Raw genomic sequence first — 23,775 nt, 5'->3', positions numbered from 1 at the left:
GCGGCCCCACTCTCCGCGAGGACTCTATAATCAATCGATTGATTGCATCAAGGCCCGGCCGCCTGGTTGCGGTCGAACAGCGCGCCCTCGACCAATACCTTGGCCGATTGCAGCGCAGCGTGATACTGCGCTGCCGGCAATGTGGCCGCGAGTTCGGTCAAGCCGTAGATGAGCGCGTAAATCGCCTCGATCGCACCGCGCCGGTCCGGGTCGTCGCCGAGTTCCCCATGCCCGATCGCCTCGTCGACCAAGCTCTCGATGATCCCGCGAAACGTCACAAAACCGGCAGCGTCGTCCGAGGCGCCGGCGCCGTCGGTGGGGATGACATTCGCCGCCCGAATAGCCCACTCGAACGCGGCGAGGTCCGGATATTCACGGATCAAGTTGCCGCATACGTCGAGCACCGCCTGGATTCGCGCAATGGCGTCGCCGGGCCCTTGGGCGGCAGCACGCAACCGGGGAATCGACGCTTCGGCCCGTGCCGCGATGGTCGCCTTGATCAGCTGCGCCTTGTTGGGAAAGTAGTTGTACAGGCTGGCACTGGTCACATTGGCCGCGCGGGCGATTTCCCGGATCGTCGCCTGCGCATAGCCGACCTCGGCAACACACTTCATGGTGGCGAGGATGATCCGCTGGCGAGTTTCTTCGCCGCTGGCGCCGACGGGGCGGCCCAACTGGGCGGGGGTCATGGCCAGAGGTGTCCTTACGTGCATGTGGCGGCCCGTCGACCGTGGCCACCGTACCGGCGTGGTCGAATATATTCGATCGATCAATTGGATCCGAGGGACCTGGAGGAGGGCGGCATGACAGCCGGCCCCGCCCACCTCGGTCGCCCCGTCGGCGCGAGCGGCGAGCAAACGCGGCGGCGAATCCTCACCGCGGCGATGCGCTCTGTGGCCGAGGTGGGCTACGCGCAGGCTTCGATCCGAGAGATCGCCCGCGCCGCCGAGATGACCAGCGGCAGCCTGTACCACTATTTTGCGAACAAATCCGAACTGCTGACCGCGACCAGCGAGGAGATCGAGGACATTGTGCTGCCCCGGCTGCGCACGGCGGCAGCGCAATACGACGATGTGCTCGATCGCCTCGACGCGGTGCTCGACGAGTCGAAACGACTGATCAGCGATTACCCCTATCTGGCCGGCTTCCTGCGCGCGGTGCGGGTGGAAAGTGCGATCCAGTCGCGGCGCGGCAGCCCGACGTACCCCGGATCGAAAGCGCTACGCGATGTCATCAGTGCCATCGTGGAGGACGCGCAAGCACGCGCCGTGCTGTCCGCTGACATCGACGCCGCGGCCGCCGTGGAAGCCATTTGCGCGCTGACTCGCGGCCTGTCCCAGCAAGCGGCCAGCCTGCCCCCGGAGGCCTATGACGCCACCCTGAACTCCGCCAAGCGGATGATCAGGGGCGCGCTCTTCGTCCGGACCTAACGGCCCGATGCGTGCGGTTCGTCGTTGCGTTCTGCGAGACCCGCCACGATGAGGCTCAGCCCGAAGTTGAACTCTTCGGCTAATGGGACCGGCAGTTCGTCGGCCACCGCCACCGTGGCCGGATACTGCGACGGATCGAGCTGACGAAACGCCGCGGACACGGCTGCGTCGTCCTGGGCGGTAGCCGCAGCTGTCGAAACCTGGATGGCGAACCCCAAGACGTACCGAGACAACGTCGCGTACGCGTGCGCGGCGATGACCGGCGCAAACCCATTCCGCAGCAGCACTGACAGCACGAATTCCCGTTGAGCCAGCGCGTTCGGGCCGGTCGGAACCTGTCCGATCAGCAGTGACGCCACATTCCCGTGTCGCCCCAGCGCGTCGAACATCTGTTGAGCGAGCGATGTGCAGGCGTGCTGCCAGGACAGTCCGGGAGCGTCGAGGTGCACTTCACCGAGCATGCGGTCGACCACCATGGCGACCAATTCCGTGCGCCCGGCGAAATGCCGGTACAGCGTGGCCGTGCCCGACCCCAGACGCTGCGCCAGAGACCGCATCGACAGCGCATCGGCCCCGTGTTCGTCGACGATGTCCAGCGCTGCGGTGAGGATCCGGTCCAACGGCAGCGCTGGACGGCCGCGGGTGCGGCCCAGTGACTGTTTGACACCTTCGTGATTAATGGACACACTGTATCCAATATTAACCGGGGTGGTCAACCATCCCCTCAGCGAGGAACTTCGTCATGCTGCTACCTCTGGCGCCCGAGCCCTATACCGCTCCCACCGATCGGGACATGCTGCCGTCCGAGCGACGGGAATTTGTCCGCACCCACCGGACGTGTGTGTTCGGGTACCGCCGCCGCAACGACGGTCCTGCGATGTCGATCGTGTATTACGTCCCCACCGATGACGACGAGCTATTGGTCTCGACGATGGCGGGGCGGGGGAAGGCCCGCGTCATCGAACGCGACGGCAAGGTGAGCCTGTGCGTCCTCGATGAGCGCTGGCCGTTCAGCTATCTGCAGGTGTATGCCGACGCTACGCTCGACGCCGACCCGGATCTGGCCGTCGACGTCATGACGGCCGTCGCCGGTCGAATGTCCGGGCAACCGCTCGGGGAAGAAGCTCGCCCGGCCGTCAGGGATATGTGCGAACGGGAGAACCGGGTGGTGATCCGGTGCCGGCCGTATTCCAGTTTCGCCACGCCGCCGCGCCACTTGCACCGCAATGACCAAGTGCAACAACTGAGCCACTGGGTGTCCGGCGTCATCCCGTGGGATGCCGATGATCCGGCCTGACCGACTTTGCGTCGAGTGTGCGTTTAAGGCGTCGGGCGAGTACTCACGGCGGACTTCGTGGGACTTTGCCACCCAGGCCGCACAGTGAAAGCCGCGAACACACGCTCGACGCTGCCCGGTGAACGAGGCTGGTCATGGTACGGTTCGCTGCTGTGGCGTCGTCGTTAGTCAACCTAGGTGTCCCGCACGGGCGCCGGCGTGGTTGCAGGCGCAGCAGAACCTCGGCCGTCACATGTCAGAGCTGAACCGGCGCCGATTCCTCGGGTCCCTCGCTGCAGCAACGGTCGTCAGCGTAGGGGCGGCTCGCTGCATGGTCGACCCGCAACCGCGCACCTTCGCTCAGGCCCCCGCAGCAGCCGCCAATCCCGCAGCCGGCCCGACCGTCGCCGGCTTGTTGCCCCCGCCGCCACCGAGTGCGCGCATCCGGTTACCGGGTGGTGGTGTGCTCAACAGACTGCCCGGCGAGGGTGACCTGCTGGCGCTGACCGTCGATGACGGCGTCAACTCCGAGGTCGTGCGCGCCTACACCCAGTTCGCCAAGGACACCGGCATACGACTGACATTCTTCGTCAACGGCGTGTACGACTCCTGGACGGACAACCTCAAGCTGTTGCGCCCGCTGGTCGATTCCGGTCAAATCCAACTCGGCAATCACACCTGGTCTCACCCGGACCTCACGACGCTCAACAAGGGACAGATCGCACAGCAGCTGGTGCGCAACGACGATTTCCTGAAGAAGACGTATGGCGTTGCGGCCAAACCGTATTGGCGACCGCCCTACGCCAAGCACGACGCCAACGCCGACTCCGTCGCCACCGACCTCGGCTATGCGATCCCGGTCCTTTGGTCAGGGTCACTGTCGGATTCGACGTTGATCACCGAGGAATACATCGTGAAGATGGCCGACCAATACTTCGTTCCGCAGGGGATCGTGATCGGACACCTCAATCACCTGCCAATCACCCACGTCTACCCTCAGCTCGTCGAGATCATCCGCGCGCGCAACCTGCGTTCGGTCACCCTCAACGACGTCTTCCTCAAGACGGCGTAACCGCGCGACCGGGCCCCCGGCATCGGCGACGGGCTTCGAGCAGAACTTTGCGGTATGAGTGATTACCAACATGTCCCGACACCCGCGCGCAGTGGCCGTATTGGCGATCGCCGCTGCGCTGCAGCCGGTGCTGGTAGCCGCCTGTACGAGCGGCGGCACTTCGGGTCCCGGCGCTCAACGCTCGTCGTCGCCGTCGACCACGCGAGCCGCGGCACATGGACCGTTCTTCCCCGAATGCGGCGGTGTGACCGACGAGACCGTCAGCCGGCTGACCCGGGTTCCCGGGCTGGTCACCACCGCCCGCAACTCGGTGGGGTGTCAGTGGCTGGCCCGGGGAACCGTCGACGGTCCGTGGTTTTCCTTCACGTGGTTTCGCGGCAGTCCGATCGGTCGCGAACGTAGCAGCGAGGAGCGGATGCGACCGCGGGTGGACGACATCACCATCGATGGTCACCACGGATTCATCGCGGTCGCTTCGGTGACCAAGGCCGTCAACAGGCTCTGTGACGTTGCCATTCAGTATCAGGACGACTTCTTCGAATGGTCGATTCGCTACCAGAGAAGACCGCTGTACGACCCGTGCGACATTGCCGTTGAGTTATCCCGCCAATCGATAGCGGCCGCGCGATAGGCCAGTGGTGTCCACGGATCAGGGCCAGGCTGTGGCGAAGTTGCCGTAGCTCTGGTTCAGCGCACCACAGAAGTCACCGGCGGTGCCGGCCAACAACACGTAATAGGTTTCCGGCCGGTGGTTTTCCCCGGATGTGGGATACGTCCAGCCGCTGGCGCACATCGATGTGGCGTCTCCCGGTGACGGCGCAGGCCAGCTGGATTTGACACAGGCGGTCAGTGCGTCCAGGTTGCGCGTCGCACTATTGGCGACGACGAGCATCGCGCCGCCCCACTGGCCGTCGGCCCGCCGGTAGGCGCGAACACCGAAGGACGTGTTGTCTTTCTGGCAGCCCAGCACTCGCTGCACGGGCACGAACGCCGATGACAGGGAAGAGTTCTTGGCCGCAGCGGCCGCACTGATAAACGCCGCCGCGTCTGAGCCGTCCCCCTCCTGAATGTCTGCTTCGTCAAGGTTGCTGAGCTGCATCCCGATTCGTGCTTGCTCCGCATCGTCCCCACCGCCGGGGATCGGGCCGGCTCCCGTCGCGGTGATCGGCGGCAGCGCGACGTTCGGGTCTGCCTGCGCCGGGAAGACGCCGAGGCTTACCGCTAGTAACAGCGCCACTACTCCGCCCATACCGGTTCGACTCGCCACGGTTGACGATCATATTCGGCTCGGCGTTGCGCCACTCATCATGACCGCCACGGGGAAGTCGTCACTCAGAGATGAAGCTGATGATGTCGTGGGCGATGGACTTGATGGATGCGTTGGCGTCCTTCGACCGCGCTGCAATGAGTTGCATCGCGCGTGTTGCATCGATCTTGAAACGCTCCATGAGAATGCCCTTGGCTTGGCCGAGGACGTCGCGGTCGTCCATGGAGTCGAGGGCCGCGGCCTTCTGATGGGCTAACAGCGCGATTGCCGCGTGAGCCGCGAGCATCGCTCCGATTGCTTCGTCTTCCACGGTGAAAGTTCCGGCGGCACAGCCATACACATTCAGCGCGCCCGCGCAGTGCTGACAGCGATGGATCTGGAATGTCAAGACGCTGCGTACGCCCCGGGCGGTGGCGGCCGCGGTGAATTCCGGCCACCGACCCTCACGTGCGAGATCAGGTACTCGAATGACCGGATCGTCGAGCGCCGCCTCCAGACATGGACCGCGTCCGTATTGCATTTGGACTGCGTCCAATTCAGTGACAAAGGCGGCCGTCGGGGCTACCGATTCGAATCGCTCCCCGTCGATCAGCATGAGGTCCGCGCACTCGGCACCCCGAATGAGTCTGACCGCACCTGCGGTCACCGTTCCCAGAGCGCGGTTCACCCCGGTGCCCGCGGTCGACTGTTCCGCTAGGTCTGACATGACCTTGCGGATTGAGTCGCGGTAGCCGTCCAAGTCAGGCGTCCCGGTCGCCGGGTCCGGTCACCGCCATCGCCAATTGCACCTACGAAGATCCGGCGTAGGCGGTGCTTCGGTTATCAAGTGCACCATTTCCGCGTCCTTCCCAGCAGACGTTCCACCATCGGGTGCGGGCCGCGGCAGTTGCTAGAAGTGCCCGCGTAGGCGGGACCTCAAACGCAATCAGTTGCTGCGAATGACGGAGTCGTCGTCGACTCCCACGTATTCGAAGAAGGTGATCGAAGCGAACTGGAAAGAAAACACTTCATGCATTGGCCTCTGACTGCCGCGCCATAACTCGACCGAAGGACGCGGCCCCGGCTCACTCGAGAAGTCCGTCGATGAGCCGCCGTAACACCTGCCTGATCTCCCGACGGGCCCGCTTGGGATCCTCGGCGGTGGCGATCGCCATGGCAGCCTCGTCGAGCGCACCGATCATGACCGTCGCCAGCGGTCGCACCGGTTGACGAGCCAACTGGCCGGCCTTGATGGCCTCTGTCAATAGTTGCTCAGTCATGCCCAGGCTGTATCGCTGGGCAACTTCCCGGAAACCCGCCCAGCCGAGTACCGCCGGCGCGTCCAACAGCATCAATTGCCGGACCTCTGGGTCGCCCGAAACTTCCAGCCACGCGTCGACGGCGGCGCGGATCGCATCGGCGGGCGAAGCGGCGCCCGACGACGCCACCATGGTGGCCATCCGGTCCATCACGTCCTGTTCCACCGCTTCCAGCACTGCACCGAACAACGCTGCCTTGTCGGTGAATTGGTGATACATCGCGCCCCGGGTGACCCCCGCCTCCTTGGCGATCTCGGGCGTGCCGACCTCGGCATAACCCCGTTGGCCCCACAGCTTGCGGGCGGCCGAGATCAACGCTTCGCGGGTGGCCGCGGAGCGCTCCTCCTGAGTGCGTCTCTTGATTTCCATACAACCTGTTGGTAAGTTACCGGCAGCCTGTTTGTAAAGTATCGAAGTGGGAGCTATCCATGCCGACGATCGACATTAACGCCGGAACCATTCATTACGAAGCAACCGGACCCGACAATGGCCGGCCCGTGGTGTTCGTGCACGGGTACATGATGGGCGGTCAACTCTGGCGACAGGTCAGCGAGCGACTCGCCGATCAAGGCCTGCGCTGTATCGCTCCCACCTGGCCGCTCGGCGCTCACCCCCAGCCGCTGCGACCCGGCGCCGACCCGACCATCACCGGTGTCGCCGACGTCGTGGCTGATGTATTGACCGCCCTCGACCTGAACGATGTGGTCTTGGTCGGCAATGACACCGGCGGCGTCGTCACCCAGTTGGTGGCGGTGCACCATCCCGAGCGCCTCGGCGCGCTGGTGCTGACCAGTTGCGATGCGTTCGAACACTTTCCGCCACCGATCCTCAAGCCGGTGATACTGGCGGCCAAATCGAAAGCGCTGTTTCGCCCCGCCATCCAGGCGATGCGGGCACCTGTGGCGCGCCGGCGCGCCTACGCCGGCTTGGCTCACCGCGACATCGACCATCTCACCCGCATCTGGGTGCGGCCAGCGTTGTCCGACGCCGCCATTGCTGAAGACCTGCGCCGGTTTTCATTATCGCTGCGCACCGAGGTCACTCTGGAGGTCGCGGCTCGACTCCCGGAGTTCGACAAGCCCACTCTCATTGCCTGGTCGGCCGACGATGTGTTCTTCGAACAAGAGGACGGCAGACGACTGGCCGCGACGATCCCCAATGCCCGGTTGGAGGTCATCGAGGGGGCGCGGACGTTCTCAATGGTCGACCGGCCCGAGCAGTTGGCCCAGCTCTTGTCGACGATCGCGGTGCGCGCCTGAACATTTGGGCCCCAGCCCTAGCCAAGCGTCGTATGCATCAACATCACGTCGTATGCGGACCACAGCGACAGGTTGAAGTACACGTCTTTACCTGTCGACCAGGGATGCATCATCGGCGCATAGATGCCGCCGGGCATTGACCACGAGGACACCAGCATGTGTTCGGGACTCCACGGTCCCTGTGGAGCGGGTGCGGTTCTGGCCACGACGTCGTTGGCGCCGTTGGTGTACATCACCAGGTATTGCTTGAGATAGGTGTTGTACTGGGCCGACATCTCAGCGACCGGGCCGGGGATGACCGGGGTTGCCGCCGACGGCCTGTTCGGTACCCACGAGTTCGAATCACCGTTCCAGTATTCGTATTTGGTGAGGTCCGGAACGAAGCGCTGGGGCACTCGCGACAGGTGCGCGGAGCCGCCGCGTCCAGCACGTGTACCGAACGAATACAGATAGCCGTCGTTCGACTTGACGTAGGCCCCCATCTGGAAATTCTCGTTGCCCTCGACGTACGGCACTCGGCCGGTGTCGGGTCCGGCCGCGCGGATGGTGTTGGGGTACACCCCCCAGTTCTGCCCGTTATCGGTGGACATGGCGATGCCGGAATAGTTCGTCCACCATTCTCCATCGCGTCCCCATTGCTTGATGGACATGAAGTTGATGTATTGCGTCTTGCCGACGGAGATGGCAGCGGTCGGAATGATTCCCGTCTCTTCATTCGCGTACTTGATGCTGTTGATGACTTGCCGGGAGAAGCCCGGCTGTTGTGTCGGTGAGCCCGCGTACCTGTTGCTGGGGTCGCCAGCCTCCACGTGCAGGCCGTGGGACAGATCATGGTCGTTGCTGCGGAACAGCACGTTGTACCGCCACTGATCACCTTGGACGGCGCAGTAGCCGAATGTGTCGCCGAATGCCATGAGCACCTGATGATTTGCGGGATCGCCGTTGTCCCAGAGGATTCCGAGGTCGGTCCCGGAGATGCCGAAGCGTTCGAGAGTCTTGTTCGGGCCATCGGGTCCGGTCACCCACTCGACGAGTGAGGTGTTGGAGCCGCCCAGGGCGTCACCCCCATCTGGCGCTCCGGCCGGAGGAGCCGGTGCCGGCGCAGGGTTTGGCGGCGGGACTGCGGCGCCATTGGGTGCCAGCTGCGCGGCCGGCGGTTGCTGTCCGGCGGCGGGCGGCGTGGGAGCGGGTGGCCCAGGATTGGCGCCCGGGACAAGTGCTTGCTGCTGCACTGGCGCGGAGTAGCGCTGACCCGGTGGGACCACACGCTGCAGCGGACCTCTCCTCGGCCGCGGCGCGCCTTCGTTCGCGCCACGTGGCCTGGGTCCCCTGTTCATCGGCCCGAGCACCTTGCCGCCTGGATTCGTCACCACCGCGTTAGCCGGCGGCGGGACGTTCGCTTCGGGCGCGCTGCACGGCAACGCGTTCGCCGTCGGCGCCACGCCGATCGGAAGGATGAGCCCGATTGCGGCCGTCGCTGCCAGCGATAACGTCACGAAGCGAGGAATCGCCGACATGTAACACCTTCCCTGAGACAGACGTCGCGTTGACGCCCGCAGTTCGCTCATGTGACGATAGTGATTACTGAGACCCTTGTGACCAGTGATTCACGGATAGGTATGGACCCGTGACCGTGTCGCAACACCGAATTCTGAGACGCGGCGCGACAAGGGCCGCCCGCAGAGCAGCCGGCGCGGCCGAGGCGGTGCCGACCGGCTGGTGATCGGGATTGGGCGCTGCGGCGCCGCAACGGCATTGGCAGCGGTCAGAACACCTATGATATCGCCGTAAACGCCCTAATGATATCTTTGGAAACGACTGGCCGACGCGCCGGGATGAAGGCCGGCGCACCGCAAATATGTTGGGAGCGCGCATGAAATTCGGTGTCGGTACTTTTGTCACCGATCAGGGCATTGAACCGGCAGAGTTGGGCAAGGCGCTGGAGGAGCGCGGGTTTTCGTCACTGTTCGTCGCGGAGCACAGTCATATCCCGGTCGAGGCGAAGACGCCATTTCCGGCAGGTGGGCCCATCCCGCCGCAGTGCTATCGCGTCCTGGATCCCTTTGTGGCGTTGACTGCAGCAGCAGCCACCACCCAGAACCTGGTCTTGGGAACGGGTGTAGCACTGGTCCCGCAACGCGATCCGATTCTCACAGCCAAGGAGGTCGCTTCGCTGGATTTGGTGTCACAGGGTCGCTTCCGCTTTGGCGCCGGCGTGGGCTGGCTTCGTGAAGAGGTCGCGAACCACGGTGTCGATCCCGCCTTGCGCGGACGGGTGGCTGAGGAGCGCCTGCGCGCGATGATCGAACTATGGACGCAGGACAAGGCCCAATTTCACGGAGAATTCGTTAGTTTCGACGCCGTCTACAGTTGGCCGAAACCGGCCACGCAGCCGCACCCGCCGCTGTATCTCGGTGGCGGCCCGGCGAGTTTCCCACGCATCGCCCGCCTGAACACCGGTTGGATTCCGTTGAGTCCGTCGGTCCAATCGCTGGCGGGTCAGCTTGACGATCTGCGCACCGTCGCCGGACCCGAAGTGCCGGTAATCGTCATCCATGCGGGTGAGAAGACGGCCGAGGCTATGTCAGGTTACCTTCACCTCGCGGTCGAGCAGGTTCTGATCGAGCTTCCGACCGAACCTTATGACCAGACCCTTCGCCGGTTGGACGCGCTGCAGGCCGAAGTGGCGAAACTAGGGTGAGGTTTTCGGCGACGATAGCGACGTGAGAGCCGGCACCAACGACACTTTCCGCATCGGTTGCGCTTAGCAATTGTGGAGAATCGGCACTCGGCTCCCGGCGAGCCGCTGCGAAGGCTACCCCAACGACGGCCCACTGACCTGCTTTCCGCACGACCACGTCGCCACGACGCTGACGATCGGCTCGGTGCGCACCGCGACCAGATCGGCCGACTGGCCCGGCACCAGGGCACCTGTCAGCGGTGAACCAATAGCCCGGCACGGATTCGTGGAGAGCATGTTCACCGCCGCAGCGATCGGAATGACCTCCGCTGCAGCTATGGCCACCGCGGCGCGCGCCAGCGAGCCGGTGTGGTAGTCCGACGCCAACACGTCCACCACGCCGGTCGCGATGGCCGCGCGCGCAGACAGATTGCCCAGGTGCGAGGCACCGCGCCAGGCATTGGGTGCACCCATGACAACCGCGATCCCCAATCACGCGCGGCGACAGCGGTTTTCAGTGTCAGCGGAAATTCACAGAGGCGAGCGCCCATGGCGGCTGCCTCGCCGACGGCACTCGGGCTATCCGGATCGTGCACCGCCAGGACCGTCTGGTGGGCAGCAGCGAGACGCGCGACCTGTCGGCGACGCGCCACAACTCCTGAAGCATGCTCGTGCAGGGATTGCCGCCAGCGATCCAGCTCTTCATCATCGAGGCGCAGACGTGCGCCCATGGCCCTGCGCCACGCGCCTTCGGTCCGGAATTGGCCCTGCCCGGGGGTGTGGTCCATGACCGACAGGAGTCCAATCACCGCGCCGTGCCGGGACAGCAATTGTGCAGTGCGGTCAACCGATTGCGGATCGCCAACGTCGCCCCGCAGGTGCACGCGGACCGGCACCGCCAAGGCATCCCCAATCCGGTCGAGGGTCTCCAGCACTGCCTGTGCGCGGCAATACCCGCCGATCGGCTCGGGTCCCTCGCCGACCGAGACGCACAGGTAAGGGCGGACGACACCGTGTGCGACGGCGTCAGTGGCGAAGTCTTGCAACGCATCCGGAAGCGGGATCCTGACACCGCTTCGGGGAGACTCGAAGCGCGGCAGGGTGTCGGCGTGCAGGTCGGTGAAAGCGGGCCACAGTTGCAGCGGCCCGAGGTCGTACCGGAGTGCTGCGCTCGGCGGCTCGGTTTCAATGGCACTGATGCGGCCGTCGTCGATGGTGACCCACCGCGGTACGTCGGCGTCCCCCATGTCGGCGGCTGCGGTGACCACGCGGACGGCGCGCAGGCTGATCACGCTGTCGGACAGAGTGATTGGCGGAGAAAGCTTGAATGGGGTGCGGAACGCAGGGTCGCGTCGAGGTGGTCGAGACCGGCCGGCGCCGCTACCAGGCTGGCGAATGGATAGCGGTGCTGGTTTGCGACCAGGAATTCGACCGCGGTATGCAAGTGCACGGGACGATAGTTGTGCACCCCGGTGACGGTGATCAGCCTGCGCACCAGGTGCTCCGGGTCGATCGAGACATCCCGGCTGGCGGCTACCGTGCCTGCCAAAACGGCACGGCCGCCGACATCCAGGCGCGCGATGCACGCTTGGACCGCGAGCGAACTGCCGGACAGTTCCAGTGCCACATCAACAGGAGGAACCTCCAGGGCGTCTGCAACGACCAGGTCGGCGCCAAAGCCGGCCGCTACTTCCCGTCTGGCCGGATCGGGATCGCAAACCGTGACCCGCGCTCCCAGCGCGTTGGCCATCGCGGCCGCAGTCACTCCTAGCATGCCGGCGCCGGTGATGAGGACTCGTGTGCCCTCGGATGACCGGTTGAGTGCGGCGGCGTCGAGTACCGCCGCAACTGTGGCCGTCGCACAGGAGGCGGGTGCCGCTACCGCGTCTGGCACGCTGTCGGGTACCGGGGCGATCGTCGTGCCCGGCACGAGGACGCAGTGACTGGCGAAGCCGCCGTTGAGGGGCCAGCCGTTGTCAAGCGCTTCGTGGCCGTACTTCTTGAGGTGCGAACACTTCTGCTCGATGCCGCGTGCGCAATTGCGGCAGCGGCCGCAGGACGCCGTGACTGACCAGACCACTCGATCACCGATGTTCACCTGTGCACCGCCGAAGTAACGCGGCTGAGCACCAGAACCAATTGCCGTCACATGCCCGACTTGTTCGTGGCCGAGGATGCCCGGATGAGGTGCACTGCGGCGTCCGTGCACAGTGTGCAGGTCGCTGCCGCAGACGGTGGCGAGATCGATGGCCACCAAAACGCGCCCGGGCCCGGGATCGGTTGTCGTGCTGGTCTTCACGACCGTGATCGGCTGACCTACTCCATCCCACCGGGCATAGCGGGCCGCGACGGTCGCAGCGGTCATGCGGTCACCGGCTGCGTCGGCGCGTCGAGCTTGGCGTCGCGGCGTCTCGGTTGCGTGACGTCGGGGCCGACGGTGTCAAGTGCGGCGTCTTTCGGCTCGGCCAGCAACATCGTGGTGGCAACACCGAACAGAAAGCACACACCGGCGATCAGCACTGTGGGCCGTAAACCCAAGTGGCCGAGCGTTACCGAGGTGGTCAGGGCCCCCAAGAAGGCACCCACCTTGGCGGTTCCGGCGGACACTCCGTGTGCGGTACTGCGGATTGCCGTCGGATAGCATTCGGCGGCGAGCAGCATGGTGGTGTAGTTGGGTCCGACCGCGATGCCGAACAATGACAGCCCGAAGACCACGGCGAACGGCGTGACCATCGACGCCAGATCCGGTATCGCCGCGATCAGCACCATCGACAGCGCCGAGAGCCCAAAGCCAAGCATTTGCAACGGCTACGGCCGACACGATCCAGCAGGGCCAGGCCGACAAGGGCTGCGACGAGGCTGAAACACACCACCAATGCAGCGTTGATGGCCATGTTCGCGACGATGCTTGTTTGCGGCGCAATGCTGTTGATGAGCAGCGGTTGGCTCACGGCGTTTCCGTATACCGCGACGTTGAAGAAGAACCAGCTCCCGGCGGTGCCGAGCAGTGTCAGCCGGAAGCTCCTGTGATGCAGCGCGTTTCGCAGCTTGATTGCCGGAACCAGGGTTTCGTTACCTGCCGCCGTCGGCACCCCCTGACCGGAGAAAGCGGCAAGATCATGGGCCGCCTTGTCAGCATCGCCGGCCACCAGGAGAGTCCAACGCGGTGATTCGGGCATGTGGCGCCGGTTCCACAACACCAGTAGCGACGGCACCGCGCCCAGGCCAAGGATCAGCCGCCAGGCCAGTCCGTGCGGTGTGCCCACGCCTACGATGACCAGCGCCGCGACATAAGCGAAGACCTGTCCTAGGACGTAGAAACCGAAGGTCAAGCCAACGAGTCGGCCGCGGTTGAGGCGGTTGGCGTATTCGGTCATGATCACCCCGGAAGCTGGGTAGTCCCCGCCGATGCCGACACCCAATACCACGCGCGCGATCAGCAGGCCGGTGAAATTCGGCGCGCACGCGGAAGCCAGCGCCCCAACGATCATCAGCAGCGCCTCCAAGCCGTACACGCGGCGACGTCCCAACACGTCGCCGAGGCGCCCGAATAAGAAGGCGCCCAACGCCACTGCGAGCAAGGTGGAACTGGTCAGCGCCCCGACCTGGCCGGCCGACAGGTGGAACTCGGGTTTGACGAGCAAGATCACCGTTCCGATGACGTTGAGGTCATAGGAGTCGGTGAAAAATCCCATGCCGGCGGTCACGGCGGCCTTCAGATGAAATCGGCTTACCGGCGCGTCGTCGAGCTGGGCGCGTAGCCCTCGGTCCGCCAGGACGGTCATCGCGACACTGCCTGGTTGTGTGCATCGATACAGTCGACGAGGTCGGCAACGGAGTCAATCACGTGGGTGTGGGGGACCGTGGCGAAGTCGACATCGCTGTGCGCGCCGGTCCGTACTCCGGCCACGATCGCCGCACCGGCGCGCGTACCCGTCCACAGATCGCTCGTGGTGTCACCGGCAACGGCGATTTCGGATACCGCGTCGGTCCGCGTGCGCATCAAGGCGACCAGCACCATGTCCGGAAAGGGCCGCCCGCGACCGGCATCGGCCGGTGAGATCGCCAGCGTAATGAGGTCACCCCATCCCAGCGTGGCGATGATGTGCTCACGGGTACGTGGCGAGAATCCGGTGGTAAGCACTACGGCACAGCCCGACCCGCGAAGCTTCTCGATGGTCTCGCCGGCCTGGGGCACCGCCCGCAGGCCGTCGTTGCCGATGGCATCGAGATAGGCCGATTCGAACGCGGTGTTGGCCGCCTCGGCGCGAGGGTGGTCACCGGCGAAGATCGAGCGAAACACCTCGATCTTGGACTGCCCCATCGTCTCGTGGACGTAGCGGACGGCCGCCTGATAGCCGGGGCTGCCGGGACGGAGCCCGGCCGCGGCCAGCGACGCGTCGAACGCAGTTGTGACGGCACCGTCGTCCAGCACCGTGGTGCCTGCCATGTCCAGGCACACCAATCTGATCATGGGATCTCCTCGGGTCGCGAGCATCACACATCGGGGCTCAACGAATACCGTCTTAGGAGACGCTGGCCGGTCGGCGTCGCGAAGGTGTACGTAAAGCAAACAGTCACAGCAGATTTGCCCACAGTTGTCCGTACAACCTCATTGCGATGGAGACTGACAACGTCGCGTAACGCGACGACGCTAAGGTGCCACCTAGTGGGCCACCCGAAATACCTGTTGATCGCGCGGACCCTGGAAACCGAGATCCGCAACCTCCGCGACGGGCACCGCGTTCCCAGCGAAAACGACGTCGCGGTGAGATTCAACGTTGCCCGCTCGACGGAACGCGCGGCGCTACAGCACCTCACGGCACGCAACGTCATCCGCCGCGTGCGCGGCGCGGGGAGCTTTGCCAGTCACCGCATTGATTATCCGATCGACGCGCGTCGACCTCCCTCCTGGAGCGCCACAGTGCGTGCGGCCGGCGCGCAGCCCCGCAGTGCGGTGCGCTCCTGTACGCGGCAACGGCCGCCCATGGACATCACCGGCAAACTCGGGCTGTCGCAGGGAGAAACCTGCCATCGCCTGGTTCGGCTATCCTTCGTCAACGACCTGCCCGCCGCATGGGGAATCGAATGGGTGCCAGTTGATTTGGTGCCTGACCTGGCGTTGGCCATGCGGGTCGAAGACTCACTGCACCGGGTGCTCACCGGCGCAGGCCTGTTACCACGCCGATCGTGGGTACACGCCAGCACCGAACTGTTGGACGATGACGTCGCCGGCCAACTCGATGCGCCACAGTCCAGCCTCGGCTGGTACATCGAAAGCCTGAACGTCGATCAGACCTCGCTGCGGCCGGTGTCGATCACGCAGCGCTGGCTGCGCGCCGACACCATCCGTGTCACGTTTGAAAGCACCGTGTTCGGCTGATAGCTCGCGCTGCGGTGACTCAGCCGGCGACCGAGGCGTCGTAGATCGACTGAATCGCTTGATCCAGCGTGGCATTGAACTGCGCGTCTGACTGATCGACCGAAAGGCCCTCGGTCAACGCGCGGCTGAAGCTGGCTACCACTCCGGTGTTCTTCGCCAGCAACTCATTGGCTTCCTCGCGGGAGTAACCACCGGAGAGGGCGAGCACCCGCATGACCTTCGGATGGTCGACGAACGGACGGTAGTGGTTGACCTCGGTCGGCAGGGTCAGCTTGAGCATCACCCGCTGCCCGTCGGGCACCGTTTCCAGCTGCTTGGTGATCTCATCGCGCAGCATCTCCTCGGCCTGTGCCTTGTCCGAGATGGAGATGGTCACTTCTGGTTCGATGATCGGAACCAGACCGTGCGACAACACTTGGTGCGCCACTTCGAATTGCTGGGCGACTATGGCGGCAATGCCGTCCTGGTTGGCGCCGCCGATCACCGACCGCTCCTTGGTTCCGAAGACGCCCTTGCTCACCGCGCGCTTCAGCAGCTCGTCGAGTCCCGGCATCGGCTTCATCAGTTGAACGTCGTCGGATGCCTCGGCGAGACCCTTGTCGATCTTGAGGATGGGCACCACGCCTTTGGTCTCCCACAGGTAAGTGGTCGACGGCTGGCCCGCGATCTCGCGGTCCATGGTCTGTTCGAACAGGATTGCCGCCAGCACCCGGTCACCGGTGAAGACCGGCGATGTGATGATCCGCGAGCGCATCTCGTGGATGAGGTCGAACATCTCCTTCTCCGAGGAATACGCGTCCTCTTCGATGCCGTACAGGCGCAACGCCTTGGGCGTCGACCCGCCGCTTTGGTCGAGCGCCGCGACGAATCCCTTGCCCGACGACATCCGGTCCGCTTGCTGCTCGTTCGGCATCTTCTCCACTTCCTCGTGGTTATCTCACTGGTCGGATGGCACACGTATGAGCCCGATTTGTGCCGATCATATGCGGCGGTACCCGCAATGACCGGCGGCAACCCCTCGGGGCCGAGCGTTGGATCCGCGCTGTCGATCGATCAATCGCTGGCCAACTCTCGGTGCTCGATCAGATCGCGCATGCCTCCCATGCCCAGCCGCTCACGGAAGGCCTGCGCGGTGTAGCCCATCACTGTCGCGTCGGTGCGGGCACGGGCGGTCGCTGAGCGTGGCATATGGAACAGCACCCCCATTTCGCCGAAGTAGTCCCCGGGGGTGGCGACCTTGATCAATTCCTCACCGCCGTCGGCCAATTCGCGCACCAGCTCGAATTCACCGTCGGTCACCACGTAGATCAGCTCACCCATCGTGCTCTGCTCGAACAACACTTCGCCGGCCTTCAAGTGCACGGTGTCCGGTGGCCGATTGGTCTCGGCGAAGTCGGGCGTCAACTCGACGACGCGATCGGCCATCGGCAGCATCCGGCTGTCGTGGGTAGCGACCACGACGACCCGGTTCCCGTTGGCCAATTCGCGAATCAGCCGCACCACCTCCTCGACCTGGATGAAGTCGAGATGGGCGGTCGGTTCGTCGGCCAGGATCAACGGCGGATCCAACGCAATCGCGCGAGCCACCGCCACCCGCTGCTGCTGGCCGCCGCTGAGATCACCGGGCCGATGTTTCATCCGCTCAGTCAAGTTGACCCGCTCGAGCAATTCCTCGGCACGCTTGCGGGCCGCCGCGCGCGACCACCCGGCCGAACGCAGCGGCACCATCACGTTCTCCAGCGCGGTGAGACTCGGCACCAGATTGAACGCTTGAAAAACGATGCCGACCTTGTCGCGCCGGTATTTCGCCAGCGCGGCTCCCTCGAGGGTGGTGATGTCGACGTCTTCGAATTTGATCGCCCCGGACTTCGGCCGCAGAATGCCGCCGAGGCAGGACAACAGCGTGGTCTTCCCGCATCCACTGGGGCCGAGCAGGATTACCAAGGAACCCGCTTCCACGTCGAGGCTCAGCCCGTTGATGGGGCGAAGGGCGTATCCGCCGCTGTAGTACTCGACCACCAGGTTCTGGATGCTGAGATCGCCCACCGGTTACGGACCTCCGAACGCCAGGGCCGGATCGACGGCCATTACGCGGCGCAGGCCGGCAAGGCTGGCCACCAGACCGATGACGATGGCGACTCCAGGCAGCGCCAGGTAGGCAGTGAGCGGCACTGCGACGATCATCGGAAACAGCGGCGCCAGCAGTTTGGAAAGGACCATTCCCACCAGCGCGGCGAACAGCGACACCACCAGCGCCTGCAGCGCCAACCCGGCCATGATGGATCGCGTCGGTGTGCCGATGGCCTTGAATACCGCGAAGTCCCGCAGCCGCTCGAGCGCGGATAGGTACACCACCGATCCGACGATCAGCGCCGCCACGATCCACAACAGCACGGCCACAACAGAAATCGAGTTGACCGCCACCTTCAGCGGACGCAACAAGTCGTTGACCGCGCCGGTTCGGTCGTACGTCTGGTAGCCGTCGGGAAGCCGTTGAGCGGTTCCGACGATCCCGATCGAGGTGACCATCGGCTGCCCGTTGTATGAGACGTCTTGCAGTCCCTGTGTGGTCAGGAAGACATTGGGAATCTTGGCCAGCGCAGTCGAGTTCGGCACTATGCCCACGATGCGCAAGGTGTGCACCCCGATCTGGATCGTGTCGCCGATGTGGCGTCGCAGCGTGCTGGAAACCGCAACCTCATCGGGGCGCGACGGTGCCCTGCCCGCTGATACCTGCGGCATGCCGGGCCCACGTTCGGGGGCACCGAAGGCGGTGATGTTGCGTCCCGACGTGCCGTCCTTCATGATCGTGCCGACGCAGCCCAACGGGGCTGCTGCCCCGACTCCGGGCGAAGCGGCCACTCGCGCGAAGTCGACGTCGGCAAAAGGGGTGGAGCCCAAGAACGGACCGGCGGCGCCCGTTTTGACCACGAACGCGTCGACGCCCATCGAATCGATGGTGTCACGAGCCTCGACCCGAAAGCCGTTCGCCAGACCGGTCAGTACCAGGGTCATACCGAAGATCAGCCCGGTGCTGACGATGGCGATCACCAAGCGGCGCTTTCGCCATTGCATGTCGCGCAGGGCCGCAAAGAGCATTACCAGAACCTACCAATGGCGCGCGGCCATCTGGCGGGTTGTCGGCGATCGGTTAGCTAGCCCGCCGCAGCGATATCAGCCACGAGCTCATTTGTGCTCACAATGGCGGTGGCGTAGTTGGGCATATTGACCTCGAGGGCTGCCGTCATTTCCCGATCCGAATAGCTGGCCACGGCATCCTTGACCACCACAACCTCATAACCGAGTTCAGCCCCGAACCGGACAGTGGATTCTACGCAGGTATGGGCGATCAGGCCGATCACGATGAGTTGATGAATGCCGTGTCTCTTGAGTTGTAGGTCCAGATCGGTATTGGCGAACCCGCTGGAACACCAGTGTTCGTCGGCGACGACGTCCCCTGGTTGGGGCGCGAATTCGGCGCGGATCTCCCCGCCCCACGTTCCGTAAGCGAAAGTTCGTCGAGACCATGCCGCTTTCTGTATCGGCGCGATGTACTTCCAGGTCTCATAATCACCGGGCCGGTAGCGGCGGTGCAGCGCGTAGAAGACACGAATGCCGGCGGTTCGCGCGCAGTCGACAACCTGCCGCATATGCGGAATGCACTGGTTGGCTTCTGCAACCCCTTTGAGGCGATCCCATACTTTGCCGCCTTCGGAAATGAAGTCGTTGTACGGATCGATCACGACAAGACCAGTCAGGTCCTTGTGATACGCCATGGTCATACCTCGTCCGGTTGTCGGGATGCCGCTTTGGTCGGCCACACGGCCATACGGTCGATAAGCCGGTCGCGCAGAACTAGCGTATGGAAGAGGACCGCGAGGACGTGAGCGGTGAAAGCCACAAACAGCAGATATCCGAAAAGGCCGTGGCAGAAGCGCAGCACCCCGTAGACATCGATGTTGTGCGGGGCGATCGGCGGCAGCCGGAATGGCCCGACCATGGTGATGGGAACCCTCGCCGCCGACAGCATCGCCCATCCGGTCAGCGGCTGGACGAAAAGCAAGCCGTACAGCAGGTATTCCGACCAGGAGGCGATCCGCCGTTCAGCGGGTCCCATTGTCGGCGGGAACGGTGGCAGCCTGCGGGTGAGCCGATTGGCCAGCCGTATCCCGGCGAAGATCAGGATCAGCAGACCCAACGGTCGGTGGATGGCCAACAGCAGCGGGTAGTAGCTCAGCGAGGCGACCATGGTGACGCCGATGAACAACTGAGCGATGACCATCGGCGCCATCAGCCAGTGCAGTACCCGGGATGGGACCGCAAAGCGCGGCGCGGCGGTGGCGGTTGTGTTGGTCACAGCGTCACCGCGGTGACGTTGACCTCGCTGGGCGCCTTGGGCTCTTCGGCGCGGCGAGTGAACGAACGCGCATAGACAGCCGAGCGTGCCGGCGGCAACGGGTCGTCGGAGACGGTGATGCCGTCCGGCAACACCAGCGGGTCGAAGTTGACATCGCGCGCGTTGCCGGCTTGCTCGGTGTGCACGGCGGTGATCGTGACGGTGCCGGCGTCGATGGTCCGCCGTGCTGGCGGCCAAGGTTTGGTGGCGTCGTTGGTCGGATCACCCGGTTCGCCCACGGTGAGCATGAGCCGCCAGCTCAGTGGCCGTTGCGACACCGCCCGGATCAAGTCGTCGAAGAGGAAGTCTTTGCCTGCGACGGAAGAGGCGCCTCGGGTGGGTTCGCCGGCGCCTTGGGGCACGAGCGACCAACGCACCGCTACGGTGGTGCCGGCGTCGTTGGTGAAGTGGAAAGCGTTCAGTCCGTAGTAAGCACTGTCGGCGAAGCCCGCAGTCGGTGGTGATTGTTTGATGATCTTCATCGCCGCAGCGGTTTCGGGGTGGCGCTGCAGGAAGGCCGCCATGGCTTGCGGGTCGGCCTTGCCGGTGTCCGGCCGGGGTTTGCTGGCCAGCAGCCGTTCGTAAAACCCTTGCGGGGTGCTGTCCGTGAACACCGGAATGTTGATCATGGCGGTACGCCACTGCTGGCCGGCGACGGCAAACACCAGCCCCAAACCTCTTACCGTGTCGAGCTTGTCGGGCTGGTCCGGCAAACCGCCGCCCAACGAGAAGCGACCGGTCACCGGGACGGTTCCCGGTCGAAAGACGGCCGCTCGGCAGATGGCCGCGCCCGCTCCGGTACTGGTGAAAGTGCCTGTGGCACTGAGTCCTTTGGCGTGGTTGCGACGGAAGCCATCGTGGCGGCCGTAGACTTCCTCGAACCTGTCGGCGAACCTATCAGGGGTCAGGGCGTCCGGCCGCAACCACCCGCCGGCGTAAGCGAACCCGCCCACGTCGACCGCGGCAATACCCGCCAGCGCGCCCAGTCCCCACAACGCACCTCGACGGGTCAGCGCGCCCCGCAGATACTCGGCGCCGCCGCGAGCGTTCGGTACGTCGTCGCGATGATCGGTCTCCATACCCACCGTCCTTACTTAAGCAGCGACCATGCCCAACCGGCACCACGAGGCGGCACGCGAATCCGTTCAAGTCTGTACCGCCGTCCAGGACAGCGCATCTCAGTCAGAATTAGTTAGGCGATATAGGGATATTCGCAGACATGACATTGCAAGAAGGTCTCCTTTTGATGACGAAAGCGATCTAGACTCCCCGTTGTGACGACCTCGTCCAACCCGTGGGGCGATGAACGAAAAAGGCAAGCGCATCAATTGCAGATGCGGGGCCCAGTCTTGGGGCGGCGGCAGGCGCGGCGATTATGCCGCCGCTTCGCCCGCGTCGGCGTCGATATTCCGCCCAGGCGCCTGCAACATCTGGCTGCGGGTTCACCGCCCGCGGACGGTGAACTGACGGACGTCAATTTCGCTTTGATCGCCACGCACATCAACATGGAGAAACGGGCCGCAAGAATCAAGCGATTGCGTCGCCGCGGCACCCTCTCGCTGTTGTTCGCCGGGTTAGTGCTTGTCGTGCTCAACTTCCTGTTCTGCATCGCGTACGTGTTTTTGAACCTCGCCCAGCAGACCGCACCGTAGCCGACCGTTAGACCCGGCGGTGTCCGGTAACCACCGATCGGGGAAGTCGGCCGGCGCGTGAATGTCCGGTCATGACGTCACCCTCGACGACGACGTCGAAAGCCAGGTTCAGTCGCATGGGCTTGGTCACCGATTGCCGCCAGCGAAGTCGCGTGCCATCGGCGCCAGCTCCGCTCGTAATATCTTGCAGCACAACAGTTTCGCCCCGACAGGTGGCGCGGCCGGCCAGCGCCCCACTGTGCCGGTCGAAGACGTATTCCACCGTTAGCGTGCCGATCGGGGTTTTGATGGCGATCTCCCACTCGCCCTCGATGCGCATTCATGCCTCCACGGGCGGTGTTCCCGCCGCGCGCCAGACGGTGCCGCGCCGCTCGTACTCGAAGAGTCTCTCGACGGCGTGCGCGATTCGCGGTCCGTACCAGCGGTCAAGTAGGTGCAACGCCAAGTCAAGACCGGACGTCACGCCTCCCGCGGTGATCAAGTCGCCATCATCGACCACTCGGGCCGCCACCGGTTGCACGCCTGCTGCCTCCAACAGATCCATGCCCAAGTGATGAGTCACCGCGTGACGCCCTTCGATGAGGCCCGACATGGCCATGATCACAGATCCCCCGCACACGGCCGCAACGGTGACTTGCGGGTGCTCAAATGCGTTGCGCAGCAACGGGGTGAGCTCAGTTTCTGCTGCCTTGGCCAGCAGCACCGGGATGGTCTGGATGCCGTCATCCGGGTCCCCGGCGATGGGCCCGCTGGCGCCCGGCACGATGACCCACCCGGGTTTCGTCGGATCCAGGGCAGCGGTCGCGGTCAACGCCAGACCTCGTGTGCCAGCGGTGACTGCGCGGGGGCCTTCGGCTGACACCAGCGTCACGGTCAACTCGGCCGCCATGCGGTCGCTGCCCGCGGCGAGCACTTCGAATGGAGCGATGACGTCGAGGGGATCGAACCCGTCATACAACACAAGCTGGGCATGCATTCCGTCATGGTCATCAAAATCTGGTCAACAGACCAGTGGCCAGATCGCCATAACTTACCGGTATATTGCCAAAATGCATTCGGTCGCGATCCTGGCCGAGCCGGACGTCATCGCGTTCGACTTGGCCATCGCAATCGAGGTCTTCGGCCGTGTCCGCCTCCCCGGCGGCCATCCCGGCTACCAAGTCCGGGTGTGTGGCTGTGAGCCCGTCGTAGCGTCGGGGCCGATGCGCATCGCCACTGACTTCGGCTTGGACGCGGTGGCCGGCGCGGACACCATCATCGTGCCGGGTCGCCGTGACGTCACCGCACCAGTCCGCGAGGACATCGTCCTTACCCTGAAGTCCGCGCTTCACAACAGGATTCGCATCGCTTCCATTTGCACCGGTGCCTTCACGCTCGCCGCCGCCGGGATCTTGGACGGCAAGCGCGCGACCACCCACTGGTTGGCGGCGGAACTGTTCGCCACCGCCTACCCCGCGGTCCGCCTCGACGCCAATGCGATCTACGTCGACGAAGGCTCGGTCCTGACGTCGGCCGGAGCGTCGGCAGGTCTGGACCTCTGCCTGCACATGGTGGCGACGGACTATGGGACGGCCGTAGCCGCCGACGCCGCGCGACTGGCCGTGACCGCGCGCCATCGCACCGGTGACCAAGCGCAGTTCATCGCCCCTGATCGTGGCGAGTGCGGCGGTGAACTCGAGGCCCTACTTACCTGGATCGAGGGCAACTCCCAGCTACCGCTCACTCTGGCCGACATAGCTCGCCACGCCTCGACCAGTGTTCGTACCCTCAACCGACGCTTCAAGGCCCAGACCAAGCAGACTCCCATGCAGTGGGTGAACAGAGTGCGGATCCGCCATGCGCAGGAGCTACTGGAGTCAACCGACAGTTCCATCGAAAACATTGCTGGCAGAGTCGGTTTCGCATCGAGTGCAAACTTTCGTGAGCAGTTCCGGCGAGTGACTGGGGTCGCACCGCAGAACTACCGCAACGCGTTCCATGGCAGAGCCGGCGCGGCGAAACTACTCAGCGGACGCGGGTAGAACTACTCAAGTGTGAAGCTGTGCCGGGCAGTGATGCTTTG

Annotated in this window: 27 protein-coding genes and 1 pseudogene; 9 read left to right on the top strand and 19 right to left on the bottom strand. The window is 64.6% G+C overall.

Features of this window, described 5'->3' with window-relative positions; genetic code table 11:
• Positions 1 to 47: 47 nt before the first annotated feature.
• Complete coding sequence (locus I2456_RS01480; protein WP_085073840.1) at positions 48 to 689, bottom strand: TetR/AcrR family transcriptional regulator; 642 nt, start codon at positions 687 to 689, stop codon at positions 48 to 50.
• Positions 690 to 803: 114 nt separating this feature from the next.
• Between I2456_RS01480 and I2456_RS01475 the strand changes: the two genes are divergently transcribed.
• Positions 804 to 1,430, top strand: coding sequence for a TetR/AcrR family transcriptional regulator (locus I2456_RS01475; protein WP_085073839.1), 627 nt, complete (start codon positions 804 to 806; stop codon positions 1,428 to 1,430).
• Here the strand turns inward: I2456_RS01475 and I2456_RS01470 are convergent.
• Positions 1,427 to 2,050, bottom strand: coding sequence for a TetR/AcrR family transcriptional regulator (locus I2456_RS01470; protein WP_085073932.1), 624 nt, complete (start codon positions 2,048 to 2,050; stop codon positions 1,427 to 1,429). The two genes, I2456_RS01475 and I2456_RS01470, sit on opposite strands and share 4 nt — an antisense overlap.
• Before the next feature lie 122 nt (positions 2,051 to 2,172).
• Here I2456_RS01470 and I2456_RS01465 point away from each other — a divergent pair, with 122 nt between their 5' ends.
• The 3 genes from I2456_RS01465 (at position 2,173) to I2456_RS01455 (ending at position 4,409) form a co-directional block, all read left to right on the top strand.
• Entirely contained in the window at positions 2,173 to 2,727 is a 555-nt protein-coding gene (locus tag I2456_RS01465) for a pyridoxamine 5'-phosphate oxidase family protein (RefSeq protein ID WP_085073838.1), read from the top strand.
• Between the two features lie 241 nt (positions 2,728 to 2,968).
• Entirely contained in the window at positions 2,969 to 3,778 is an 810-nt protein-coding gene (locus I2456_RS01460) for a polysaccharide deacetylase family protein (protein WP_085073931.1), read from the top strand.
• Between the two features lie 70 nt (positions 3,779 to 3,848).
• Positions 3,849 to 4,409, top strand: coding sequence for a DUF3558 domain-containing protein (locus I2456_RS01455; RefSeq protein ID WP_085073930.1), 561 nt, complete (start codon positions 3,849 to 3,851; stop codon positions 4,407 to 4,409).
• An 18-nt stretch (positions 4,410 to 4,427) separates the two neighbouring features.
• On the opposite strand, the gene I2456_RS01450 is transcribed toward I2456_RS01455, so the two are convergent.
• The 3 genes from I2456_RS01450 to I2456_RS01440 form a co-directional block, all read right to left on the bottom strand.
• Positions 4,428 to 5,027 carry a hypothetical protein gene (locus I2456_RS01450; RefSeq protein ID WP_139823124.1) on the bottom strand — a complete coding sequence of 200 codons (600 nt, stop codon included), beginning with the start codon at positions 5,025 to 5,027 and terminating at the stop codon, positions 4,428 to 4,430.
• Positions 5,028 to 5,106: 79 nt separating this feature from the next.
• On the bottom strand, positions 5,107 to 5,751 hold the full coding sequence (locus tag I2456_RS01445; RefSeq protein ID WP_139823119.1) for an ANTAR domain-containing protein: 645 nt from the start codon (positions 5,749 to 5,751) through the stop codon (positions 5,107 to 5,109).
• Positions 5,752 to 6,109: 358 nt separating this feature from the next.
• A complete protein-coding gene (locus tag I2456_RS01440) occupies positions 6,110 to 6,712 on the bottom strand; it encodes a TetR/AcrR family transcriptional regulator (protein WP_085073835.1) in 603 nt (200 codons plus the stop codon).
• Between the two features lie 59 nt (positions 6,713 to 6,771).
• Here I2456_RS01440 and I2456_RS01435 point away from each other — a divergent pair, with 59 nt between their 5' ends.
• Complete coding sequence (locus I2456_RS01435) at positions 6,772 to 7,602, top strand: alpha/beta fold hydrolase (RefSeq protein ID WP_085073834.1); 831 nt, start codon at positions 6,772 to 6,774, stop codon at positions 7,600 to 7,602.
• Positions 7,603 to 7,619: 17 nt separating this feature from the next.
• Here I2456_RS01435 and I2456_RS01430 read toward each other — a convergent pair whose 3' ends face one another.
• The gene (locus I2456_RS01430) at positions 7,620 to 9,170 is read right to left on the bottom strand and encodes a DUF4185 domain-containing protein (protein ID WP_308203599.1); all 1,551 of its coding nucleotides are present in this window, start codon (positions 9,168 to 9,170) and stop codon (positions 7,620 to 7,622) included.
• Between the two features lie 305 nt (positions 9,171 to 9,475).
• On the opposite strand from I2456_RS01430, the gene I2456_RS01425 reads away from it, so the two are divergent.
• Positions 9,476 to 10,303: an LLM class F420-dependent oxidoreductase gene (locus I2456_RS01425; RefSeq protein ID WP_085073929.1), complete on the top strand. Its 828-nt coding sequence runs from the start codon at positions 9,476 to 9,478 to the stop codon at positions 10,301 to 10,303.
• A gap of 114 nt (positions 10,304 to 10,417) precedes the next feature.
• Here I2456_RS01425 and I2456_RS01420 read toward each other — a convergent pair whose 3' ends face one another.
• The 5 genes and pseudogenes from I2456_RS01420 to I2456_RS01395 form a co-directional block, all read right to left on the bottom strand.
• Positions 10,418 to 10,672, bottom strand: coding sequence for an amidohydrolase family protein (locus tag I2456_RS01420; protein ID WP_241008040.1), 255 nt, complete (start codon positions 10,670 to 10,672; stop codon positions 10,418 to 10,420).
• Positions 10,618 to 11,574 carry an amidohydrolase family protein gene (locus I2456_RS01415; RefSeq protein ID WP_085073831.1) on the bottom strand — a complete coding sequence of 319 codons (957 nt, stop codon included), beginning with the start codon at positions 11,572 to 11,574 and terminating at the stop codon, positions 10,618 to 10,620. The genes I2456_RS01420 and I2456_RS01415 overlap by 55 nt, the downstream gene beginning before the upstream one ends.
• Positions 11,571 to 12,647: a zinc-binding dehydrogenase gene (locus I2456_RS01410; RefSeq protein ID WP_085073830.1), complete on the bottom strand. Its 1,077-nt coding sequence runs from the start codon at positions 12,645 to 12,647 to the stop codon at positions 11,571 to 11,573. The genes I2456_RS01415 and I2456_RS01410 overlap by 4 nt, the downstream gene beginning before the upstream one ends.
• Positions 12,644 to 13,977, bottom strand: a pseudogene (locus I2456_RS28270) (MFS transporter). The gene I2456_RS01410 and the pseudogene I2456_RS28270 overlap by 4 nt, the downstream one beginning before the upstream one ends.
• Before the next feature lie 86 nt (positions 13,978 to 14,063).
• Positions 14,064 to 14,756, bottom strand: coding sequence for an HAD family hydrolase (locus I2456_RS01395; protein WP_085073928.1), 693 nt, complete (start codon positions 14,754 to 14,756; stop codon positions 14,064 to 14,066).
• 195 nt (positions 14,757 to 14,951) lie between these two features.
• Here I2456_RS01395 and I2456_RS01390 point away from each other — a divergent pair, with 195 nt between their 5' ends.
• Positions 14,952 to 15,665, top strand: a complete 714-nt coding sequence (locus I2456_RS01390) for a GntR family transcriptional regulator (protein WP_163703757.1) — start codon at positions 14,952 to 14,954, stop codon at positions 15,663 to 15,665.
• Positions 15,666 to 15,684: 19 nt separating this feature from the next.
• Here I2456_RS01390 and I2456_RS01385 read toward each other — a convergent pair whose 3' ends face one another.
• From I2456_RS01385 to I2456_RS01360, 6 genes are all read right to left on the bottom strand, one after another.
• Positions 15,685 to 16,578, bottom strand: a complete 894-nt coding sequence (locus I2456_RS01385) for a fructose bisphosphate aldolase (protein ID WP_085073926.1) — start codon at positions 16,576 to 16,578, stop codon at positions 15,685 to 15,687.
• A gap of 140 nt (positions 16,579 to 16,718) precedes the next feature.
• The gene (locus I2456_RS01380) at positions 16,719 to 17,711 is read right to left on the bottom strand and encodes an ABC transporter ATP-binding protein (RefSeq protein ID WP_068030143.1); all 993 of its coding nucleotides are present in this window, start codon (positions 17,709 to 17,711) and stop codon (positions 16,719 to 16,721) included.
• Between the two features lie 3 nt (positions 17,712 to 17,714).
• Positions 17,715 to 18,764, bottom strand: a complete 1,050-nt coding sequence (locus I2456_RS01375) for an ABC transporter permease (protein WP_085073827.1) — start codon at positions 18,762 to 18,764, stop codon at positions 17,715 to 17,717.
• A 56-nt stretch (positions 18,765 to 18,820) separates the two neighbouring features.
• Positions 18,821 to 19,441 (bottom strand): cysteine hydrolase family protein, encoded by a 621-nt coding sequence (locus tag I2456_RS01370; protein ID WP_085073925.1) that lies wholly within the window; start codon positions 19,439 to 19,441, stop codon positions 18,821 to 18,823.
• Positions 19,442 to 19,443: 2 nt separating this feature from the next.
• Positions 19,444 to 19,956, bottom strand: coding sequence for a cytochrome b (locus I2456_RS01365; RefSeq protein ID WP_068030715.1), 513 nt, complete (start codon positions 19,954 to 19,956; stop codon positions 19,444 to 19,446).
• A gap of 62 nt (positions 19,957 to 20,018) precedes the next feature.
• Positions 20,019 to 21,140 carry a catalase family peroxidase gene (locus tag I2456_RS01360; protein WP_241007840.1) on the bottom strand — a complete coding sequence of 374 codons (1,122 nt, stop codon included), beginning with the start codon at positions 21,138 to 21,140 and terminating at the stop codon, positions 20,019 to 20,021.
• 270 nt (positions 21,141 to 21,410) lie between these two features.
• Here I2456_RS01360 and I2456_RS01355 point away from each other — a divergent pair, with 270 nt between their 5' ends.
• Positions 21,411 to 21,713 carry a hypothetical protein gene (locus tag I2456_RS01355; RefSeq protein ID WP_308494542.1) on the top strand — a complete coding sequence of 101 codons (303 nt, stop codon included), beginning with the start codon at positions 21,411 to 21,413 and terminating at the stop codon, positions 21,711 to 21,713.
• A gap of 7 nt (positions 21,714 to 21,720) precedes the next feature.
• Here I2456_RS01355 and I2456_RS01350 read toward each other — a convergent pair whose 3' ends face one another.
• Together I2456_RS01350 and I2456_RS01345 are read right to left on the bottom strand one after the other, a co-directional pair.
• Entirely contained in the window at positions 21,721 to 22,032 is a 312-nt protein-coding gene (locus I2456_RS01350; RefSeq protein ID WP_085073826.1) for a hypothetical protein, read from the bottom strand.
• Positions 22,033 to 22,689 (bottom strand): DJ-1/PfpI family protein, encoded by a 657-nt coding sequence (locus I2456_RS01345; RefSeq protein WP_085073825.1) that lies wholly within the window; start codon positions 22,687 to 22,689, stop codon positions 22,033 to 22,035.
• Positions 22,690 to 22,762: 73 nt separating this feature from the next.
• Between I2456_RS01345 and I2456_RS01340 the strand changes: the two genes are divergently transcribed.
• A complete protein-coding gene (locus tag I2456_RS01340) occupies positions 22,763 to 23,734 on the top strand; it encodes a GlxA family transcriptional regulator (protein ID WP_085073824.1) in 972 nt (323 codons plus the stop codon).
• Positions 23,735 to 23,775 lie beyond the last annotated feature (41 nt).

Source organism: Mycobacterium kubicae (assembly GCF_015689175.1).
Lineage (GTDB): Bacteria > Actinomycetota > Actinomycetes > Mycobacteriales > Mycobacteriaceae > Mycobacterium > Mycobacterium kubicae.
This window is presented reverse-complemented; position numbering and strand designations above follow the sequence as displayed.

Coding starts and splice junctions, on each gene's coding strand:
- I2456_RS01365 (WP_068030715.1), bottom strand. CDS start 19,956: ATGGCGCCGATGGTCATCGCTCAGTTGTTCATCGGCGTCACCATGGTC.
- I2456_RS01350 (WP_085073826.1), bottom strand. CDS start 22,032: ATGCGCATCGAGGGCGAGTGGGAGATCGCCATCAAAACCCCGATCGGC.
- I2456_RS01435 (WP_085073834.1), top strand. CDS start 6,772: ATGCCGACGATCGACATTAACGCCGGAACCATTCATTACGAAGCAACC.
- I2456_RS01385 (WP_085073926.1), bottom strand. CDS start 16,578: ATGCCGAACGAGCAGCAAGCGGACCGGATGTCGTCGGGCAAGGGATTC.
- I2456_RS01410 (WP_085073830.1), bottom strand. CDS start 12,647: ATGACCGCTGCGACCGTCGCGGCCCGCTATGCCCGGTGGGATGGAGTA.
- I2456_RS01360 (WP_241007840.1), bottom strand. CDS start 21,140: ATGGAGACCGATCATCGCGACGACGTACCGAACGCTCGCGGCGGCGCC.
- I2456_RS01475 (WP_085073839.1), top strand. CDS start 804: ATGACAGCCGGCCCCGCCCACCTCGGTCGCCCCGTCGGCGCGAGCGGC.
- I2456_RS01455 (WP_085073930.1), top strand. CDS start 3,849: ATGTCCCGACACCCGCGCGCAGTGGCCGTATTGGCGATCGCCGCTGCG.
- I2456_RS01375 (WP_085073827.1), bottom strand. CDS start 18,764: ATGCTCTTTGCGGCCCTGCGCGACATGCAATGGCGAAAGCGCCGCTTG.
- I2456_RS01340 (WP_085073824.1), top strand. CDS start 22,763: ATGCATTCGGTCGCGATCCTGGCCGAGCCGGACGTCATCGCGTTCGAC.
- I2456_RS01370 (WP_085073925.1), bottom strand. CDS start 19,441: ATGGCGTATCACAAGGACCTGACTGGTCTTGTCGTGATCGATCCGTAC.
- I2456_RS01450 (WP_139823124.1), bottom strand. CDS start 5,027: ATGGGCGGAGTAGTGGCGCTGTTACTAGCGGTAAGCCTCGGCGTCTTC.
- I2456_RS01440 (WP_085073835.1), bottom strand. CDS start 6,712: ATGGAAATCAAGAGACGCACTCAGGAGGAGCGCTCCGCGGCCACCCGC.
- I2456_RS01465 (WP_085073838.1), top strand. CDS start 2,173: ATGCTGCTACCTCTGGCGCCCGAGCCCTATACCGCTCCCACCGATCGG.
- I2456_RS01445 (WP_139823119.1), bottom strand. CDS start 5,751: ATGTCAGACCTAGCGGAACAGTCGACCGCGGGCACCGGGGTGAACCGC.
- I2456_RS01395 (WP_085073928.1), bottom strand. CDS start 14,756: ATGATCAGATTGGTGTGCCTGGACATGGCAGGCACCACGGTGCTGGAC.
- I2456_RS01345 (WP_085073825.1), bottom strand. CDS start 22,689: ATGCATGCCCAGCTTGTGTTGTATGACGGGTTCGATCCCCTCGACGTC.
- I2456_RS01480 (WP_085073840.1), bottom strand. CDS start 689: ATGACCCCCGCCCAGTTGGGCCGCCCCGTCGGCGCCAGCGGCGAAGAA.
- I2456_RS01425 (WP_085073929.1), top strand. CDS start 9,476: ATGAAATTCGGTGTCGGTACTTTTGTCACCGATCAGGGCATTGAACCG.
- I2456_RS01430 (WP_308203599.1), bottom strand. CDS start 9,170: ATGAGCGAACTGCGGGCGTCAACGCGACGTCTGTCTCAGGGAAGGTGT.